The sequence below is a fragment of the Sorangiineae bacterium MSr11367 genome (genome assembly GCA_037157805.1).
In the GTDB taxonomy this organism is placed as follows: Bacteria; Myxococcota_A; Polyangia; order Polyangiales; family Polyangiaceae; genus Pendulispora; species Pendulispora rubella.
The window spans coordinates 4,371,726-4,390,955 of record CP089983.1 but is presented as its reverse complement, the minus strand read 5'-3'; the positions used below and the strand labels follow the sequence as shown (position 1 = coordinate 4,390,955).

The following is a 19,230-nucleotide window of genomic DNA, read 5'->3' as shown; positions in this document are numbered from 1 at the left end:
CTTGACCTGGATCTCGACCAAGACCAAGACCAACGACCAAGGAACGATGCGACTTCCGTCGTCCCCGAGTCTCCCGACTCGGATCGCGCCCGAGCGACGTCGGAGGACGAGGTCAACGCATCGGAGGGCTCCAGGCAAGGTGGGCCTGTCCTCATATCTCGGGCAGGCACGTCACAAAGCATGCGCGAAGACGGCCCGCCATCGAAGGGTCTTGAACGCGAGGTCTTCGACCACTGGCTCTCCGGGTGGCGTCGCACCATCGGTGGAACTCGCGCACCAGCCTTGGACGCCAAACGGCGCAGGAAGATCCGTGCGCGGCTCGCGGACCAGTTCACTCCCGCCGACCTGAAAAGAGCCATCGACGGCCTATGGGCGAGCTCTTGGCACATCGAGAACGGCCGCACCGACATCGAGCTCGTGTGCCGCGACGCGAGCCACGTGGAGCGATTCATGGGACTCCTTGCGCCTACGAGCGCTCTCCCCCTTGTGAACGAAGCCTCGTCACCCGCACCGGCCCATGACGCATTCGTTCCCCCGCCGGCAAAGCTCTTCGAGGTCATGGAATCCGTGCGGCGCGCGTTCTCGCCGCCGGACGATAGTTCCGGAGCGCCGGTGCTCTGGAAGGCGCGCCCGAGACCGGGCGCCGAAGTGACGAACCGAGGCGCCCGTGTCGGGTGACGCGGGCCATCTGAGGCTGATTCCTGACGCCCGAGACAGCCGACACGGCCAGCCCGAACGCGAACCCGTCGGCATCCCGCCTCACGATCTCGACGCCGAGGCAGCCGTCCTCAGTGCGCTCATGATCGATGAATCGGGAGTCAAGCGCATCGACTCCTTCTTGCGCCCCGAGCACTTCTTTGCCGAGAGGCACCGGCGTATTTTCGAGGCCATCCTCGACATCGCGACAGAACAGTCACCAACTGGCGAGCAATATTGCATCGTGCGCATCGGCCACTGGCTCAAAGCCCGCGGCCGCATCGAGCAGATCGGTGGAATGCCTTATTTGACCGAAATTCTCAACTTCGCCCCCGCCATCGCAAACCTCGAACGCTACGCGACCATTGTGTACGAGACGTGGCGCGCAAGGCAGATGATCGCGCGTTGCCAGGAGTACGCCGCGCGCGGATACCTCGACTACGGCGATACGCAGGAATACGTCGACGAAGCAGCGCGCGCCCTGGAGGACATTGCACGCAAGAGGATCGGGGGGCCCGTCGAGTCGAATCTCGAGGCGTTGAAACGAATCGTGCTTCGAATCCGAGATGCGATGAGCGGCACCGCGGAGAGTAAACGTGCCGTGGGCATCCCCACCGGATTCGCGGGCTACGACCACGAGACCGGAGGGTTGCATGCGGGTGAGAAGACGACCGTCGCGGCGCTCCCAGGAGCGGGCAAGACAGCCTTTGCCTTGCAGGTCGCCGCCAATGTAGCCGCACAGGGCATCGGCGTGTTGATTTGCTCAAACGAGATGGATCGCGATTCCCTGCTTCTCCGCGTGCTCGCGCGGGAGGCTCGCGTCGACGGGCGCAGGTTGAAAGCCGGCCAGCTCACGCTCGAGGAATGGGACCGCGTGATTGAAAGGTCCACCAGCATCTGCAAGCTTCCGCTGCTCATCGACGACTCCGATGGAATGACCATCGGCCACGTCGTAACCCGCGCGCGCCAGGAAGCGGATCGGATGCGCCGAGCGCACGGCGTGCCGCTCGGCTTGATCGTCATCGATTGGGTCCAGAATTTTTGCCGCGATGCGGAAACGCAGGCCATGAAGGAGCACGAGGTGGTCAAGCACAGCACAACGCGGTTCAGGGCACTTCTTAAGGAGCTACGGATTCCAGGCATCGAAGTCGCGCAGCAAAAACCGTCCGAAGTTGACCGCGCAATAAAGGCCCGACCGAAGCCGACGAAAGGGTGCGTCGCCGATAGCTCGTGGATCGAGAAGACGGCGGACGTGGTCGCGTACCTGCACCGAAATCCGCTGATGAAGGACCACCGAGTCGTGGGCGAAGACCCTAACTCGGTCACGCTCGTTATGACGAAACAACGAGGCGGAGACGAAGGCGAGCTCAAATTCCGATTTGAGCGGGCGTTTCAGACCTTCGTGTCCGTGGATATGTCCTTCGCTTCCGTCCTCGCATAACGTCGACGCAACAACTGGTTCACTCTCCAGCTCGAACGAAGCCACCGCTCGAGTCGGAGGAGGAGGCCCCCCTGCGAAGAAGAGCAACCAAATGGCAGGTTGAACGAAGCCGCCGTTCTTCACGGCGGATCGGATCCGCGAGCGAGAGCGAAATCCCGAACGCCACCCTTGCTGGCTTCAACGTGACCGCCGTTCATCTCGGCGGGTCGGCCGACGAACTCATCTCTGAACACCTCGCCGCTGGCAAGATTCAAGCGTGACCGCCGTTCATCTCGGCGGATCGGCCACGAAGTTGGAGATTCGCTCGCCCTCGCGAAAGGTCGAGCTTCAACGTGGCCGCCGTTCATCTCGGCGGATCGGAAAGGCTCAACGAGCTGGACTCGTTGGGTGCTACCCAGCTTCGTGGCCGCCGTTCTTATCGGCGGATCGGCGTTCGATTGGACGACCAATATCGATTGCGTGGGCTGCGGCTTCAACGTGGCGGCCGTTCTTATCGGCGGATCGGTCGGCACACTCGGTCGCTACAACACGACCCCGCCGACGCTAGCCCTTCAACGTGGCCGCCGTCATCACGGCGGATCGGACTGCGGCGGCAATTCTTCGAGACCGACGCGAAGTTCCTGCAGCTTCAACGTGGCCGCCGTTCTTATCGGCGGATCGGCTACTCGTACGTCGACGGGACGACCACGGTCTTCTCGGGGCTTCAACGTGACCGCCGTTCTTATCGGCGGATCGGATGGGGAGCGCTGTCAAGGCGGTCATGAGTGTCATGCTTCAACGTGGCCGCCGTTCTTATCGGCGGATCGGGCGCACAACATGTCGCCGCCCAGGCGGGCCGTCATCAAGCTTCAACATGGCCGCCGTTCTTATCGGCGGATCGGACAGTTGAATCTCCAACTGCGCCGCCGGGGCGTTCCTGCTTCAACGTGGCCGCCGTTCATCTCGGCGGATCGGTACTTCCGAGCCTTCTACGATCGCATCGCCTCCGTGGCTTCAACGTGGCCGCCGTTCTTCACGGCGGATCGGTGGCCCGTCCGGGCTTGGGGATGACCCGCGCGGACGTCTTCCGCTTCAACGTGGCCGCCGTTCTTCACGGCGGATCGGAGCAAGAGCAGAAGATGTACGCGGACGTGGCGGCGGCGCTTCAACGTGGCCGCCGTTCTTCACGGCGGATCGGCGCCATGCAAACCCCGGCGATCAACGCGGGGTGGTGCTCGCTTCAACGTGGCCGCCGTTCTTCACGGCGGATCGGCTCCACCCTCGGCGATGATGCCTCCGGGACGTCGCTCAGCTTCAACGTGGCCGCCGTTCATCTCGGCGGACCGGCCGCGTAGTCTCCCCTGGCGTCGGACGTCACGTGGGCAGCTTCAACGTGGCCGCCGTTCTTCACGGCGGATCGGCCGACGCACTCGGTAATGATGAGCTCTGGGCCGACGACAGGCTTTAACGTGGCCGCCGTTCTTCACGGCGGATCGGAGGCAGGGCAGGTCGCCGATGCGCATGTTCGAGAAACCGAGCTTCAACGTGGCCGCCGTTCTTCACGGCGGATCGGCTAAACGGGGAACGTGCCCAGTTGCGCGGACACGTAGCTTCAACGTGGCCGCCGTTCTTCACGGCGGATCGGCCGGCTGGTCCGCGAACTTGCCCTCGACGTACGGCCAGCTTCAACGTGGCCGCCGTTCTTCACGGCGGATCGGCGATTCGCGCGACGAAGGCGGGGACGTCGGTGCCCAAGCTTCAACATGGCCGCCGTTCTTCACGGCGGATCGGTCGATTCGTTCAGTGGTGACCACCCGGACGGGTCCGGCTTCAACGTGGCCACCGTTCTTCACGGCGGATCGGAACGGCCGTTCCGACGTGAGCATTGGCCGCATCCTTGAGGCTTCAACGTGGCCGCCGTTCTTCACGGCGGATCGGGTAGGAACGCACGCGCATGTTCGTGTCTAGCTTACGCAGCTTCAACGTGGCCGCCGTTCTTCACGGCGGATCGGGTGAAGAATCTTGCGCTACACCAAGTTGGGGAGACGATGCTTCAACGTGGCCGCCGTTCTTCACGGCGGATCGGTTGCCATGGTACCAGGTGCCAGCCCCGTCATCAGAGAGGCGCTTCAACGTGGCCGCCGTTCATCACGGCGGATCGGTCGTCGGCATGTCTCTCTCTCCTCGCCGCATTGCTTCAACGTGGCCGCCGTTCATCACGGCGGATCGGCTGCAGCTTCCAGCATCCCTAGCGCTCTGTACCTAGCAGTATGCTTCAACGTGGCCGCCGTTCATCTCGGCGGGTCGGCTCAAGCGCTAGCACCATCAACACTGGCCTGTCTGTCAAGCTTCAACGTGGCCGCCGTTCATCACGGCGGATCGGTCCCGTTGCGACGCGCTGTGCCTGGAAGTCGAGGACGGCGCGCTTCAACGTGGCCGCCGTTCATCTCGGCGGGTCGGCTACTTTCTCCTTCGGCTTGCCGCGCCGTCGTGCCAGCCCGGCTTCAACGTGGCCGCCGTTCATCACGGCGGATCGGCGGGTGACGTGGCGCGCGTGCAACGGTAAGAAAGCCGAGCTTCAACGTGGCCGCCGTTCATCACGGCGGATCGGGCCTCTGGTCGCACCACACGCGATCACGCACTCCTTGCTGCTTCAACGTGGCCGCCGTTCATCACGGCGGATCGGCTCGTCGAGAACGCTCAGGACCTCGTGCCCCTCGAGTTGCTTCAACGTGGCCGCCGTTCATCACGGCGGATCGGCCGGGGTGAGCGCCAGCGCGATCGTGTCCTCGGCTGCGCGGCTTCAACGTGGCCGCCGTTCATCACGGCGGATCGGCCGGTCGAGGAGCTCCTGCGGCTGGAAGAGCTCGAGCTTCAACGTGGCCGCCATTCATCACGGCGATCGGGTGAGAGCCGAGCCGTGCCATTACTGCACCTGCCCGCTTCAACGTGGCCGCCGTTCATCACGGCGGATCGGGTGAAAGACGAGAGCCTCTCTCGTAGCCGCCCACTCGCTGCTTCAACGTGGCCGCCAGCACGTCGAGAACCGGATCATCCGGCGTGGGCCTTCAACGTGGCCGCCGTTCATCACGGCGGATTGGCTCGTTGAGGGCCGCTGCCGAATGAACGTCGACGCAATGCCTCCTTCAACGTGGCCGCTGTTCATCACCGCGGATTGGCAATGCCTGGCGGACCGATCGCCGCCAATGCGCTCCCTTCAACGTGGCCGCCGTTTATCACGGCGGATTGGGGGGGAAGAACACTGCTCGGAGCCCCTCGCGATAGAGCCTTCAACGTGGCCACCGTTCATCTCGGCGGGTTGGCGAACCCTTTGCCTGATTGGATTCGCGTCAGTGAATGGTCTTCAACGTGGCCGCCGTTCATCTCCGCGGATTGGCAGCCGGCCCGTTGTAGCAACGAACCGGCATGAGTGCTTCCTTCAACGTGGTCGCCGTTCATCTCGGCGGATTGGTCGCTCCGACGTGGGTTCGCGACGACGGCGGCCGAAAAGGGCCTTCAACGTGGCCGCCGTTCATCACGGCGGATTGACTCCGGCGGGGCAACGGCGCTCAACGACAGGTGATCAACGTCCCTTCAACGTGGCCGCCGTTCATCACGGCGGATTGGTCGTGGAGCCGAATCGGCAAGTCGGTCAATCGACGCACGCTTTCAACGTGGCCGCCGTTCATCACGGCGGATTGGTCGATGGCGACCCCGCACGTCGCGGGCGCGATCGCGGTCATCCTTCAACGTGGCCGCCGTTCATCACGGCGGATCGGTCACCCGTGAGCATCTGCTCCATGGAAACTGGCTCGCCCTTCAACGTGGCCGCCGTTCATCACGGCGGATCGGTCGAAGAGGTACGATGCAGTCGGCCCTTCAACGTGGCCGCCGTTCATCACGGCGGATTGGCTCGAGCTCGAGTGCCCCCGTCTTGCTGATCGTGTCCCTTCAACGTGGCCGCCGTTCATCGCGGCGGATTGGCGCCGGGCCGTGAGCCGCCCGAGAAGGAGACTTGCATCCTTCAACGTGGCCGCCGTTTCATCTCGGCGGCGGATTGTGTGCGGTTCGCCGAGGAGCTTGCGGTCGCGAAGGCAGTCCTTCAACGTGGCCGCCGTTCATCTCGGCGGATTGGGGCCAGCCGACGACAAGGATTCGCGCCGGGGCCCCCTTCAACGTGGCCGCCGTTCATCACGGCGGATTGGTCGGGCGACGGCTGCTCTGCCTTCTGGCCGTACAACCCCTTCAACATGGCCGCCGTTCATCACGGCCGCCGTTCTTCACGGCGGATCGGTGGCCGAGAGCGCGGCTGTTCTTTCGTGCTGGGATCGGCTTCAACGTGGCCGCCGTTCATCACGGCGGAGCGGGCCACCAAGATCATCTCCACACGGCTAAGGGAGCTTGCTTCAACGTGGCCGCCGTTCATCACGGCGGAGCGGTTGCCGGGCGTGAAGCTTCCCACGTCCCCCGGGTTGCTTCAACGTGGCCGCCGTTCATCACGGCGGAGCGGGCCAATTCGTTGCTACAACGGACCGGCCGCAGATGCCGAAGCTTCAACGTGGCCGCCGTTCATCACGGCGGAGCGGGATCTTCTTGCCGCCCGCGTCCACAAGGCATATCGGAAGGCTTCAACGTGGCCGCCGTGCATCTCGGCGGAGCGGACGCAGACCAACCTTGTGGCGAAGGGCGACGAGGTCTACGAGACTTCAACGTGGCCGCCGTTCATCACGGCGGAGCGGTCCGCATCGATGCGAACGGTCACCCCGTGCATCGGCATGCTTCAACGTGACCGCCGTTCATCACGGCGGAGCGGATCCGCGAGCGAGAGCGAAATCCCGAGCGGCCCCCTTACTGGCTTCAACGTGGCCGCCGTGCATCTCGGCGGAGCGGCGGAACTGCCTGCTGCTCACCATGACGACGACGGCAGGCATGCTTCAACGTGGCCGCCATTCATCACGACGGATCGGTCTGTACAGCAATGCGGCGTTCATTGCGTTGCCGTTTACTGGCTTCAACGTGGCCGCCGTTCATCACGGCGGAGCGGGGCTCATCGACCAGGATCTAGCGGACGCTTCAACGTGGCCGCCGTTCATCACGGCGGAGCGGCTGGAGCCTGGCTTCCTGTACGACCCGGAGCTGATCGCTTCAACGTGGCCGCCGTTCTTCATGGCGGAGCGGCCGTTCGATCTGGTCAGCGCCCTTTGGTTCGGCAGGCTTCAACGTGGCCGCCGTTCATCACGGCGGAGCGGGATATCGACGGCGATATCCAACCTCGATGCCCTGGGCCGCTTCAACGGGGCCCCCGTTCATCACGGCGGAGCGGTCGGGCTAGCTGCTGGGACCTGGCCAAAGTTGACCTCAACGGCTTCAACGTGGCCGCCGTTCATCACGACGGAGCGGCCATTTCCTAGCCATACTCTTGGAGGTACGGTGCGGCTTCAACGGGGCCCCCGTTCATCACGGCGGAGCGGATGGGAACTGGCTCGCCAAGCCGGCGAAAGGCCTGCTTTTGCTTCAACGTGGCCGCCGTTCATCACGGCGGATCGGCCGACAGCGGTTTATTGGCGGCCTCGTGCGCATGCTTGTCGCTTCAACGTGGCCGCCGTTCTTCACGGCGGATCGGTCGGTGGGCTTCACCACGACGCTGAAGCTCGGCAACAACCTGCTTCAACGTGGCCGCCGTTCATCACGGCGGATCGACGACGCATTCGTGAGCGATGGAACGACGTCCGTCACGCGGTGCTTCAACGTGGCCGCCGTTCATCACGGCGGAGCGGATTATGGCACCGGTCACCGTAGCCCCGGATGGCACCCTTCAACGTGGCCGCCGTTCTTCTCGGCGGAGCGGACGTCGCCCGCGCCTCGGCGAGCTCCGGATGCTGCGAGCTTCAACGTGGCCGCCGTCCATCACGGCGGATTGGGCGGTGAAGGTGAAGATCCCGTTCACTCCCAGCAAGCTTCAACTCGCCGCGGTCCATCACGGCGGGTCGGCGACCAAGTCCCGAGGAAGACCCCGCGGGACTGGGAGCTTCAACGTGGCCGCCGTGCATCTCGGCGGATCGGACCGGGAAGTGGAGGCGGGCGGCGAGAGCTCGACGGCGCCGCTTCAACGTGGCTGCCGCTCTTCACGGCGGTTCGGTTTCACTGCGAAGTCGAGCGGCACGAAGTCGGATGCGCTTCAACGTGGCCGACCGCTCTTCACGGCGGTTTGGCGAAAAGCGCGAGGGGAAGATTCTCGCTCGCCTTGCCGAGCTTCAACGTAGCCGCCGCTCTTCACGGCGATCGGCCGTGTCGCTGGGGCTCGGCACGGGCACGGTGCTTACCGGCTTCAACGTGGCCGCCACTCTTCAGGTCGGATCGGGCGCCCAAGCTGCGTCAAGGATGGCGAGTAGTGATGATGGGCTTCAACGTGGCCGCCGCTCTTCACGGCGGATCGGCCGTGCACCAACATGACGGTCGCTTCGAGCACGAAGATCCTTCAACGCGGCCACCGCTCATCATCGATCATCTCGTCTCGCGGCTCTCTCCCGATCCGCTCCAAGGTGGCCACCACTCTTCATGGCGGATCCGGAGAAGTGGAACGCCTCCAAGAATCCCGTCGCGGTGCCTCAACGTGGCCGTCGCTCTTTACGGCGGATCGGGTTGGCGGACGACGTGGACCCACGAGACCCGACCGGCTTCAACGTGGCCGCCGGGTCTTCACGGCGGCGGTCCGTCCGGCATGGCCGTTCACGCCGCCCGGCTCGCGGTGCTTCAACGTGGCCGCCGGTCTTCACGGCGGAACGGCCCACGACGGTTCGATCGTCTGATACTGCGAATTGCTTCAACGTGGCCGACATTCGTCACGGCGGACCGGGGCAGCCCAGGGTGTACGGATGTAGGATGAGCCCATACTTCAACGTGGCCGCCGGTCTTCACGGCGCAGCGGAAAACGGTATTTACCCTCACGCGATCAACCGCTGAAGGCTTCAACGTGGCCGCCGGTCTTCTCGGCGCAGCGGGTCCACGAGGAGCGGCGGCGCATCGTGCTCTGCGCCCGTGATGCTTCAACGTGGCCGCCGGTCTTCTCGGCGAAACGGTCCAAGAAATGGCCCCCATCACCAGCGGCGGGGATCCGCGCTTCAACGTGGCCGCCGTTCATCACGGCGGAGCGGACGGACTGGAGGAGGCACGACGAAAAGGGAAACGCCTCGGCTTCAACGTGGCCGCCGTTCATCACCGCGGATCAGCTTACCTATCGCGGCTTCATCGTTCGCTTTGGCGCTTACGCCGCTTCAACGTTGGCCGCCATGCATCACGGCGGAGCGGGCGTCGTCTTCGTCCACGAGCGTTTTGCACTGGACGATGCTTCAACATGGCCGCCGTCTTCTCGGCGGAGCGGATCGGCGAAGGCACCCAGCACCAACGGCACCTTCGCGCTCGGGAGCTTCGACGTGGCCGCCGGTCTTCTCGCCGGAGCGGATCGGCGAAGGCACCCGGCGCCTTCGCAACAGGCGTTATCCGCTTCAACGTGACCGCCGTTCTTCTCGGCAGAGCGACCGGGCACGACGTGGGCCCCATCGCGCGGGATGCTGCTTGTTCCGCTTCGACGTGGCCGCCGGTCTTCTCGGCGGAGCGGTCGAGCGTCACACCGCTAGTCTTCATCTCGGCGGGTCGGCCGATGATGCTCGCGGTGTAGAGCGAGCCGCCAATAGGGCTTCAACGTGGCCGCCGGTCTTCTCGGCGGAGCAGGTCACGACGACGGCGCTCGAGGGCCTTGGTGTCCGTGCTTCAACGTGGCCGCCGTTCATCCCGACGGAGCGGCAGTTGGATTTTCGTAGACATGGCTTCGGTCCTCGTGCTTCAACGTGGCCACCGGTCTTCTCGGCGGATTGGATGCCGCCACCGTCGACCGTGGTGTGACTGGCGGCGTCGCGCTTCAGCGTGGCCGCCGCTCGTCACGGCGGGTCGGGCAGGTAGTGGCCATGCCCGTTCACCGGTCGCCGGGGATCTTCAACGTGGCCGCCGCTCATCAATGGCGGATCGTCCCTTGCCTACGTCCTTTATGGCCTTTCCGATCGAATCGCTTCAACGTGGCCGCCGCTCATCTCGGCGGATCGGGCCGGCAAGGTCAATCGCCGCGCATCGAATCGGCCAGCTTCAACATGGCCGCCGCTCATTTCGGCGGATCGGCTGGCCCGTCCTGTCGGATAGCCATGTCGGAACGAACGCTTCAACGTGGCCGCCGCTCATCTCGGCGGATTGGATGCCGCCCGTCGACCGTGGTGTGTCTGCCGGCGTCGCCCTTCAGCGTGACCGCCGCTCATCACGACGGATCGGCTACTACGAGGGCGCCAAGGAAATCGCGAACGCGCTCGCGCTTCAACATGGCCGCCGTTCATCTCGGCGGGGCGGCTACGGCGGCGCGGAGGCAGTGCTCCGAACACGGGAGCCGTGGCTTCAACATGACCGCCGCTCTTCACGGCGGATCGGTCTGGTCTTCCTGTGATCGGTACGCGCTCCGTAAAGGTCCTTCAAACGTGGGCGCCGCGCTTCACGGCGGATCGGCCTCCGGCTCCAACGGCCGCTCAGGGTGAGCGAGGTATATCCTTCAACGAGGCCGCAACTCTTCACGGCGGATCGCGTCGAGGTTGTACCCCGGGGCCTCGTTGCCGTAGTTCCTTCAACGTGGCCGCCACTCTTCACGGCGGATCGGCGAAGATGCCGGTCACGCTCACGTGGAAGGGGCCGCCTTCAACGTGGCCGCCGCTCATCTCGGCGGATCGGATTACCAAGCATACGCAGCAAGTCCAGTCATACTAATGCCTTCAACGTGGCCGCCGCTCCCCCTGGCGGATCGAGCCGCAATGTCCGGTACTGCCCTCCTGGCTCTCCGCCTTCAACGTGGCCGCCGCCCTTCTCGGCGGATCGGTTGGCAAGCCCCACCTCAGAGCTGCCATATTGCGTCCTTCAACGTGGCCGCAGCTCATCACGGCGGATCGGTGCATGTGCGGCCATTGCTTCGCCGGCAATATGCGCAAGCGCTTCAATGTGGCCACCGCTCTTCACGGCGGATCGGATTTCGCTCAACGAATCTACGGCGTCGTCGGCGAGGCGCGCTTCAACGTGGGCGCCGCTCATCACGGCGGATCCGAGCGCCAAACTTCGCTCGGATCGAGCAGGGGCGCCAGCTTCAAAGTGGCCGCCGTTCATCACGGCGGAGCGGTCCAGTAGGTTGACCAATGGGATACGCCGCTTGCTGACCAAGCTTCAACTTGGCCGCCGCTCATCACCGCGGATCGGCACGGGACTTCCACCCATTTACGACCTCGCAACGCCTGCTTCAATGTGGCCGCCATTCGTCTCGGACGATTGTGGTGAGCGTTCGCTTTACCGATACCATCGTCTTCGACGGATCGGAGCTCGCCGTCCACCGGGTCGAGCGATACGCGTGGTTCGCTTCAATGTGGCCGCTGCTCTTTCTCGGCGGATCGGCAAACTCCGGAATCTGCCCTTTGCGAGCGATGGCGATGCTCCATTGATTCCTCGGTCGACGAAGGTCCGCAGATCCGCGGCCCCTAATCTGTAAGTACCCGTTTTCAAAGAACAGATGGCGCCGCGAGCGCCCCACGGACTCGCCCCATCCCGGCAGCGCTAGCATTCGCGCGTACGGTCCGTTTCCGGATTCACGCCATAATGGCCCTTCCATCCGATAACTCGCGCTTGGAGCTGCTCTCGCTCGGCTGAAAGCATCCCAGCCCAAAGTGTGAGCCATAACCAAGCGCAATAGGGCCTTCGACGAGCTGCGCAAAGGCCAATCGAACAGCCACACCAAGCCGCATCGGCGGCGCGCGATCGGCTGCCTGCCGTACTTTTCGGAATGTCCGAAACTGGATGCTGCTTTCGGGGAGGATTTCCACGCGAAGGGCACGAGGGAGCCCCCGACGTTCGAGTTCGGCTTGGACTTGTTCCTCCAGGGTATCCTTGCCTCGCTTTTTGACGAAGCGCGGGGGAACGAATGGCGTCGTGGTTTGAAAGGCGTTCGACGAACGCACGAGGGAGACGAGCTCCGCGAAGTCAGTCTTCTTTCCCAGGCCGGCGAGGGTGACAAAAATTCTTGGCAGTCCCTTTGCGTACGTGAAGGAAATTCGGGACAATGCGCTCACGGCGTCCTCGTCGAAACCCATGGGTGCATGAATCAAGACGTGGTCGATTCTACCTCGACTGCGACCGAGGTTAAGCGGTAGCAACGTTGCGTGTCGATGCATCGGAATGGGCTGGCCATGCTCCCTGCCACTGAAGACGGGAGACACCGTCTCTCCATCACGAGAGGAGAGTCTGACCAGAGTGTCGTGCATTGCCTCCATTCGCCAAAGGGCGTCGCTCATGGGGGGAAGCGCGTGGCCGTTCTTGGTGTCGGAAGCAAGAGCCAGCAAGGCCGTCGTTGGCCGTTGGCGACGCGTCATCGGTGAACTAGGGCGTGGCGACGCGCACAACGCGTCGACTGGGCGCCAATAAGCGAGCCACCGCGTTCCAGGAGGCTGGCTCCAGCCATCTGCCTGCAATCTCTTCGTGTCTATGAGTAAGACGTCGATGATGTCTTTCGGGAATAGTTCGTTGACGGTGGCCAGCTCCTTTTTCGTCAATGGGACCGGTTCCGGATCGCGGTCCTGCTTCGTCCGCAGCGAAAAACCGTTCTTTCTCGGTTTGGTCGTCGTCGCTAACTTGCTTTTTTCCTCGGAGTCCGCGATGCGGCCCTGCAGGAGTCGATTAACCTCACGTTCGAAAGCCGCTGCGCGCCAGTATGCGTACGCCGCCGGGGTCTCCGGTGCCAGCAGGAGTACCCGCTCGACATCGGGACCTGGACACGTTTCGCTGGTGATGCACGGCTCGAGCCCGCTCGGAAGAGATTCAATACGTGCGGCGTCCACCCATGATTCGGCTCGACCCAAGTACGGCATTGCCGCCAGCAGTGAGTCGAGCAGTGCCTGTTCCTCGTTGGTGAGTGCGATGTCCCATGTCATGACCAGTGCGCCATCGCCGACATACGTGAAGGCGTCGAATACCCTCGCCGTCTTACCCGAAAACGACGGCATGTAATGGCGCGTATGCGATGCACTCGAGGGAGGCAGGTGCATCGTTGGAGACGTTTCGGATAGTCGTTCCAGCAACGTGCGTGCCGCTGCGGGAACTTCGGTCCAGCCGTGCCGCGCGAAGCCGACGGCGATGAGTGCTCGGAGCAGACGCCACGGGCTCGGGGGCCACTCGACGAGGCCTTCGTTAACGTGGGCGCCCCATGGCGTCGCATGATAGCGACCACCGGGGAAATGAAAGCGAAGGATGAGCATGGTCAGGCCTTGTACGTCACGGTCGTTGCGCCTCGTTCGCCTGCGAAAGCCCGTGCACATTTGGCGATCAACCGCGGCATCTCTTTGCGTAGTCCTGCGAATGATGGGACCGCGAAGCCTGCGGGCCTTCGCACGCGCAACTCGCCGTCGACTTCGAAGTCGCATGCCGTACGAAGCCGTAAATTCCCTTCGATGAATGCGCGAATCTTGTACAGCGCCAGAGCAATGAGGAGTGCTTCGGCGTCCTTACCCAAACCGAATCCTCGGACCTCCACGAGATCGAGATTGAAGTAGGCCACGATGCGGTCGGCCGTGTATTCATCGCGCTGAAACGGAACGTTGCCGAAACCCTCTTTCGCGCCTTTTTCCGTCTTGTCGCCCCCTTTCGGATCGACGTGATCATTTTTGACACCACCAGATGCCGCCACCCGTGCTCCTTCGGCTTCGATGAATGCCGAAAGTGCGCGTTCGATGCGGAGCCTTCCCCCCACGAGCTCCTTCTTCGCGAGAAATATTCCGTGGAGCAATGAACCGACATCATACTTGAACAGAATAGCCGCCAGTTTTGCGCGATCGAGTCGACCTTTCTCGAGTACCTCCGTCTCTTTCCTGAACTGCTCGAAGAACCTCCGATCTTTGCTCTCGAGAATGTACGGCGAATTGAGCCGGTGTGCTTCGGTGATCGTGCTCGTCAAATAGTTGCCGTCCGAGTCGTTCACGAGCACGTGCGATAGCCCCTGCAGCTCGCTGACCAGCGACCGATTGGCATGATCCCAACATACTGCTTCGAGGCGATTCGCCATGCTTTGATGGCTCTCGACGATGAGACGTGTACCGTCTTTGGTATCGAAGACGGCGGCTCCCAGGTCGGGGAAGCCGGTCGGTTGAAAACGCTTCCCTTGTACGGGAATGAGCGACGCTTCGATCAGCAATCTTGCAGGCTTCGAGTCGTCGAGAAGAGCGGAAAGATCGAGGCTCATGAGTTCTCCGAGGGTTGTAGGTCGAGCGGTTTCGTGACCGCTTCGAAAACACGCAAAATGTCGCGAGGACCAATGGGAAAGGCGAGGCTGGCCGCGAGGCGCATCGCGAGGGGTGCGTCGCCCGCGGCCAAACGAAGTTTCGGTCGCAGCCCCATCGCGCCAAGGCGAGAAACCGCGGTTCGCGCCGCTTCGCGAAGACGACCGGCTACCAACAATCGAATCGTCTGCGAGTCACACCGGGGGCGAACTCCCCATTCATGGGAGGCTCGTCGTGTGCGCTCAGACGCGTCGAGATTCGCGACACGAAAAAGCGCATAGAGTGAAGGCGCCTTGCGGGGATGTCCGCTCGATTCATTGGACATCGACTCCGGGGTGACGGCCATGAGTCCTCGAGCCAGTCGTGCGAATCGGATGTCGTCGACCTGGCCGCAAACGAAAGCGTCAATGTCCAGGAGGTTTGCGACAGAGATTCCTTCGAGAGGGATGCCATCGAATCCGGCGTCGGCCCCCTCCGTAACACGGCGGAGCACGATCGCAGACAAATCGCGCGCGATCTCGCGCCCGGTCCAAAGGACTCGCCGGTCCTTGCGCAGGGAATCGGCCGACGCGGCGAATCGCTTGAATCCAGAGGCTGGGTCGAGTGGCATACAATGAGCGCGAATCGGTCCGAGCCCGTCGGGCTCGCGATACGGAGCCCGAGTCGAAGCGAGGGCGCGTGCCAAACGGTATTCGACGGTGCCGTCGTCGCAGGCGGCGAGCCAGCGCGACGACAGCGAAGGGAGCGGACGTAGCCTGCGTTCCGCCGTGAAGCGCGGAGCCCGAACGAGGATGTCTTCCACCATGCCGAGTTCCTCGACGAGAGCTCCCCATTGTCGGGCAGGCGCGACAGCGGTCGTGGTGAGGTCAAAGGCCAAGGCTTGGAGGCGCCGCAGGGCGCGTGCGAGAGACGTCGCGTGACCGTCGCGCGCGGTGCGGCGAAGAGCTTCGAGCCAAAGATCGAGCTCGTCGATCAGGCGTACGTCTTTGGCGGGTCGCTCGTGGACGGTGATACGGCCGAGCGGCACGGCAAGATTCGATTGGCCGTTGCGCTCCATGAAGCCGAATCGAATGAAAGAACGAATCCCCCTGGCCGTTCCGAGCTGCGCGATCGCGCGGGCCGCATCCAGCGCCCCCTCGGCCCGCGAGGAATCTTTCGAGACGCGGGCTTCCGCAAATACGGCCCGAAGCTCCGCCAATGTGACTGGGGCATCCCAAAGCGGGAGCCACTGTTCGCCGCGACCCCCATCATCATCCGGTGCCGCGCTGCCATATCCACCGGGTAGCCCCCGAAATGCGAACGGTGCACCGGCTTGCGCGAGCTCAATGCCATTCAGGCGTCGAAGCGCGGCCACCCGCAAGAAGACCGCCCCCTCCAGCATCAAAACGAAATCCCATGCGTTGACGAGACTCGCGGCGTCAAAGCCCGCGGTCCCATTGGCACCACCGGCGCCGCCCGGAAGAAATTGTCCGATGGCAGCGCCGTGCTCAAGCCCATGCTCGGGGGTACCGAAGAGCGCCAAGCAGGCGAGCGAGCGACTGAGCCCATCCGCCAATCCCGTCTCGACATCGATGAGTCTGACGAGCCGCTGCATGAAGTTGTTCGTGAATTCGAGCCGTCCATCGTTGCCCCCGGTTCCGAGCAAGGCCGGGTATCGCACCGTCCCCTCTCGCGACAGGCTGACCGCGGCCGAAAACCAGTCGAGCGCGCGCTCCGGCCATTGGCGCTGACATTCAGCCAGCAGCGCCGCCTTCTCGTCTGTCTCCGGCCGCTCATTTCGCCCGTTCACTTGCGCGCGGGCAAACGAGATCGCGTCCCTATATTGGCCAAACCGCTTCGCGGTGGACTTGGCAATGGCGTCGATTCCAGAATTGGCGTCCTTCGGATAGAAACCGCTGCCGCCGTTCCACGGGCTGACCAGCGGCGTAGGCTCGAAATCGTCGCAAATAAAGTTCAGCAATTGCTCATGATCCAGCACCGTCACCAGAAAGAACGTATCGTCCCTCCAAAAGGCGCGCACTTCGGGGTCCTTCTGTTCGGCAATCAGCCGAAATGCGCCTAGTGCTTTCAAGTAATGGGCCAGGGGCGTCGGCGCACACCCGCGGAGCGCATGAACATGAAGGGTCATGTGTCCTCCGCCGTGGCGAGCTGTGACGCGCGCCAATCGGCCGCACGAAGAATAGCCTCTAGATAAGCCAGAGAAAACGGCCCGAGTCGTGCAAGCAGCTTGGCGACGCGCTCACCCCACGACGCTCCGTAACGCGCATTGAGACCCATCGATGCACATGCGAGTGACAAGTGCACGTTCGGAATTTCGTATTTCGTCGCGCCATGCCCGGCAATGAAAAATGGCATCACGACATCGCCCTCGCGAACGCCGTGAATGTCTCCCTGCTCGTTCTTCTGATCCTTCGGCGTGCTCGACCAACTCGTGCGTACCTTGCCGTGGTGCGAGCAAACTAGATACGCAAGTAGATCGAACTCGTCGGCGGTGAGGCTCGCTATCTCGTCGGCCAAAGAATGGTTCACGATACGTTCCTCGTCGCTTGGTGCATCGGCATCGACCGAGAGGCCGAGGGCACGGAGCAAATCACCATGAGGTGCTACCAATGCCGGGTGCCCCGGATTCGTACGCCGGAGGACCTCGAACAGGAGCAATGTACTTACCAGCTCGTGCCGAAAGCCCGGCCGATTGGGGTACGGAGGCTTCTTCCACGCTTCTTTGGGTGCTTTTGCGAGGTCTCGTCGCGCTCCTACGGTTTCCGAAGCGCGAATTTCATCTCGTATGGCATTTTGAAACACAAGGTGTGCCTTGCCTGCGTCGTGCCATCGACCGGCCAGGGAGAGCACCCGAAGAAGCGAATCGGAAAATCCTAGTGAACGGCCCATCCCTACCACGAGCTCGCCCGTCTCTCGTCCGTGAGTCGCAATGGTCTTCCATTTCGACATCGAGAGCTCTTCGCCGTCGGAGGAGGCTGCCGTACTCGTCATTTGGCTTTCGTGAGCGAGCTCGTCGCGGGAAATAGCGGGCGATGGGACGACGGCGTCAGACTTCGGGTCCCAGCCGCTCCGAGCGGTATAGCCGCCGGCGGCCGAGGGAATAAGCACGGTCATTCCGGGCACGGCGACATCAATTCGCTTCCAGTCTCCGCTCAGGTAATCGCGGACGTAGCCGACGCTCTTCTTCAGGAACTCGCGCAGCTCGCCCACGGGAACCGGGCAAAGCTCATCGCGCGCCGGTGCCTCGATGTCCTGCAGGCTCCTTCGTCCGGGATTTCCGATTTCACGCCAGAAAACGGATACATCCCGATCCTCACCCGAGCGAATGTATCGACTTACATCGAGATCAGCGCCGGACAGATCGGGAGTCGTATCGAACAAATCATCGAAATCTCGCCGTCGCAGGACGTGAAGAGGGTCATAGGGATAGAGTGTCGCCAATGCGTCGGGGTCACGCTCGGTAAGGAGCTCCTCGAAGGTCTCCAACGACCGGAGCCCAAGGTCGCGCCCATCCAAGGAGAGCTCCCTCAGGGCCGCGTCCGACGCCGCAATCTCGTTAATCTTGTAGGGCAGGCTCTTCTCTGGATTCTCGCAGTCGACGGCGCCCACGATCACGATGCGCCCTTTCTCGTTGGGATAACGCGCACAGCGGCCGAAACGCTGGACCAGACTCGACCACGGTGCGAGATCACTTATCAAAGTCGACGCTGAAATATCGACGCCGGCTTCGATGACCTGCGTCGAAAGGATGATGCGTCCCTCGGGTGGAATCGTTGACTCTCTTGCAAGGAAGTCCCACTGCCGCCTCTCCGCGCCGCGAAAGCGCGAATGAACGAGATGCACGTCGGCCTTCATTCTTGATTTCGAAAGCGCGGCTTCCACCTTTTTCGCTCGCTCGACGGTGTTGACGATGACGAGTGTCAGCGAACCTGGTCGATGGCTCGAGGCCGCAAGCTCCGCGACTTCCTCTGGGGTGCCGACGTCGGTGCGGCGCTCGAGGCTTTTCGGGTTCTTCCACGCAGAACCAGTACGCTCTCGCGCAGGAATGCGTACCTGGGAAATCGGTTCCTTTTCGATACGGCGTGCGAAGTCGATGGTCTCGAGCCACGAGCTTTGCAATGTTGCGCTCATCCACCAGGTGAACGTTTTGCGCAAGGTGGGTTTCCCGTCGGCCTCATCGTCACCGCGAAAGGCGTGAAGCTGCGTCGTTGTCGCGAGCCCCACGTCCATGAGCTGCACCTCGTCCACGACCCACAGCGCATCACGGTGAAGCATTCCCATTTCCATGGGCCAAAGACCGCGCGCAGATCCGTGTCCGCGAGCCATGGCCCGTGTAAGGAGCATGTCCTGCGTGCCCACGAGCACCGTGGGCCGCTCGGGATACTGAAGCCATTCGACCTCGCGCCGACCGCCGAGAAGGGTTACCACGCGGACGTCGAGTTTCCCGCGCTCGAGCCATCGTCGAACCGCACGCTCCGTCTGCTCGACGAGAACGCGCATCGGTAAGCAGAATACGAGGCGCATCGGCCAGTGGACGACTTTCCGATATGCTCGATGATAGGCCCAAGCAAGCACCGTTCCCGCCGTCTTCCCGAGTCCAGTCGGGACTCGAAATAGTCGATTGTCACATTTGCTTTCGTTACCCAGTCTTTCCTGCCAACGATGCGGCGTACATTCCGCCACCTCGCGAAACCAATCTACGTAATCCATCGACACCGTTATTTCCTCCGTTCCTGTGGGTATTGACCTGGCGAATCTCGCCCTGGCGTG

The 19,230-nt window shown here is 63.0% G+C and carries 6 protein-coding genes and 2 CRISPR repeat arrays; of the genes, 2 read left to right on the top strand and 4 right to left on the bottom strand.

The genetic code is table 11. From position 1 onward, the window contains the following. The first annotated feature begins 180 nt into the window (after positions 1–180). Together LVJ94_17575 and LVJ94_17570 are read left to right on the top strand one after the other, a co-directional pair. Entirely contained in the window at positions 181–678 is a 498-nt protein-coding gene (locus LVJ94_17575) for a hypothetical protein (GenBank protein ID WXB09030.1), read from the top strand. Then, positions 668–2,137: an AAA family ATPase gene (locus LVJ94_17570; GenBank protein WXB09029.1), complete on the top strand. Its 1,470-nt coding sequence runs from the start codon at positions 668–670 to the stop codon at positions 2,135–2,137. Before LVJ94_17575 ends, LVJ94_17570 begins: the two co-directional genes overlap by 11 nt. A gap of 30 nt (positions 2,138–2,167) precedes the next feature. Further along, positions 2,168–9,728: a CRISPR direct-repeat array (repeat unit 33 nt; unit sequence CCTTCAACGTGGCCGCCGTTCATCACGGCGGAT). 91 nt (positions 9,729–9,819) lie between these two features. Next, a CRISPR array of direct repeats spans positions 9,820–11,398; the repeat unit is 16 nt; unit sequence CCTTCAACGTGGCCGC. A 383-nt stretch (positions 11,399–11,781) separates the two neighbouring features. Here the strand turns inward: LVJ94_17570 and csb2 are convergent. Genes csb2 through LVJ94_17550 form a run of 4 tightly spaced genes read right to left on the bottom strand, consistent with a single transcriptional unit; the run spans position 11,782 to position 19,170 of the window. Further along, the gene (gene csb2 / locus LVJ94_17565; protein WXB09028.1) at positions 11,782–13,443 is read right to left on the bottom strand and encodes a type I-U CRISPR-associated protein Csb2; all 1,662 of its coding nucleotides are present in this window, start codon (positions 13,441–13,443) and stop codon (positions 11,782–11,784) included. 2 nt (positions 13,444–13,445) lie between these two features. Further along, positions 13,446–14,423: a type I-U CRISPR-associated RAMP protein Csb1/Cas7u gene (gene cas7u, locus LVJ94_17560; protein WXB09027.1), complete on the bottom strand. Its 978-nt coding sequence runs from the start codon at positions 14,421–14,423 to the stop codon at positions 13,446–13,448. Continuing rightward, positions 14,420–16,588 (bottom strand): type I-U CRISPR-associated protein Csx17, encoded by a 2,169-nt coding sequence (gene csx17, locus LVJ94_17555; protein WXB09026.1) that lies wholly within the window; start codon positions 16,586–16,588, stop codon positions 14,420–14,422. The genes cas7u and csx17 overlap by 4 nt, the downstream gene beginning before the upstream one ends. Further along, a complete protein-coding gene (locus tag LVJ94_17550; protein WXB09025.1) occupies positions 16,585–19,170 on the bottom strand; it encodes a DEAD/DEAH box helicase in 2,586 nt (861 codons plus the stop codon). The genes csx17 and LVJ94_17550 overlap by 4 nt, the downstream gene beginning before the upstream one ends. Between the last annotated feature and the right edge of the window lie 60 nt (positions 19,171–19,230).

Coding starts and splice junctions, on each gene's coding strand:
- LVJ94_17575 (WXB09030.1), top strand. CDS start 181: ATGCGCGAAGACGGCCCGCCATCGAAGGGTCTTGAACGCGAGGTCTTC.
- csb2 (WXB09028.1), bottom strand. CDS start 13,443: ATGCTCATCCTTCGCTTTCATTTCCCCGGTGGTCGCTATCATGCGACG.
- cas7u (WXB09027.1), bottom strand. CDS start 14,423: ATGAGCCTCGATCTTTCCGCTCTTCTCGACGACTCGAAGCCTGCAAGA.
- csx17 (WXB09026.1), bottom strand. CDS start 16,588: ATGACCCTTCATGTTCATGCGCTCCGCGGGTGTGCGCCGACGCCCCTG.
- LVJ94_17550 (WXB09025.1), bottom strand. CDS start 19,170: ATGGATTACGTAGATTGGTTTCGCGAGGTGGCGGAATGTACGCCGCAT.